Origin of the sequence: Verticiella sediminum (genome assembly GCF_007558815.1) — a bacterium.
Classification (GTDB): domain Bacteria; phylum Pseudomonadota; class Gammaproteobacteria; order Burkholderiales; family Burkholderiaceae_B; genus Verticiella; species Verticiella sediminum.
In genome coordinates this window covers 1-1,452 of sequence record NZ_VLTJ01000019.1, presented here as the reverse complement: position 1 = coordinate 1,452, position 1,452 = coordinate 1, and the positions used below count along the sequence as shown (strand labels likewise).

Genomic DNA, 1,452 nt, shown 5'->3' with positions numbered 1-1,452 from the left:
GGATCGCACCCAGGTGGCTGCGCAGGTCGTCGACCTTTTGCAGTGCGGCGTCCAGCGCGGCCAACGGGTTGGCGGTCCGGTCGCCAGCATGGTCGGCTTCGGTGGTCAGCGCGCCATCCTCGCCCACGTAAAGCTGGTCGCCGTTTGCGTTGGTAACGACACCGTCGGCCGACAGGCCGTAGGTCGTTTCGGCACCGAATTGTTCGTTAGTGAAATTGCCGGTGTCGTCAAGATAGACAGTAGCGCCGGCGACGGCTGCGGATTCTCCGTTCTCGCCGAGGTCATAGACGCCGCCGTACAGCGCGCCCAGATCCACGGTGTACTCGGTACCGGCGGTCGTGTTCGCCGTGATTTCAGCCAGCAGATCCTCGGCGGAGATCGTATCTTCGTAGCTGACGACCACGTCGTCGCCATCGTTCTCGTACGACTTGCCGTCGACGACCAATGTCGCGTTATTGCCTGCGCCGAACGCTTCGTCGGCCAGGACATCTTCGACCGTGGCTTGGTTTCCGCCGCCAACGTTGGTGACGGTCAGTTCATCGCCGTTGATGTAGAGCGCTTCACCGTTCAGCGTGCTGAGCTTGCCATCGGCCGCGATGTTGACATCGACTTCGACGCCATCCACCGTGATCTTACCGGTCGTGGCACCATCGGCCGTGACGGTCGTTTGCACATCCGCCTCGGTGCTGGTCTCTGTGACGTCGAAAGCGAAGGACTTCGACGCCTCGCTGTACCTGAAGGTGGTGGGCGTGCCGCCCACGTCCCGCGTGACGGTGTTGCCGTCCTTGAGCTGAGCAAACACGTCGGCGCCAGTGGCTCCCGCATTCTCGGGCACGGCGGTATAGACGGTTTCGTCGGCATTCCAGGTGCCGCCCGGTACCTTGGCTTCCAGGTTGGCCTTCGTGGCGGCGGCGTTTGCCACCTTGGCCGAACCGTCGACGTTGAAGCCGCTCAGGCCCAGGGTCTGGGAGTCGATGCGGGTCAGGTTGATGTCGATGCGCTGGCCGTCGTGGGCACCCACCTGGACCGACAGCGAAGCGGCGTCGTCGCCCAGGATGTACTTTCCGTTGAACTGCGTCTCACGCGACACGCGGTCGATTTCGTCCAGGCGCTCGGTGATTTCGTTCTGGATGGATTGCAGATCGGTGTCGGAGTTCGAACCGTTGGCGGCCTGCACGCTCAGTTCGCGGATGCGCTGCAGGTTGGCGTTGATTTCGTTCAGCGAGCCTTCGGTCGTCTGGGCGATCGAGATGCCGTCGTTGGCGTTGCGGGTGGCTTGGGTCAGGCCCTTGACGTTGGCGGTGAAGCGGTTGGCAATCGCCTGACCCGCCGCGTCGTCCTTGGCGCTGTTGATGCGCATGCCCGAGGACAGGCGCTCGATGGCAGTGCCCAACTGCGACTGGGACTTGTTGAGATTGTTCTGCGCGACGAGCGACAGGTAGTTGGTGCTGA

General features: G+C 63.1%; 1 protein-coding gene. It reads right to left on the bottom strand.

Translation table 11 applies throughout. From position 1 onward, the window contains the following. Nucleotides 1-1,452: flagellin N-terminal helical domain-containing protein (locus FOZ76_RS09620; RefSeq protein WP_143947941.1), on the bottom strand; the 1,452-nt coding region annotated here is incomplete at both ends.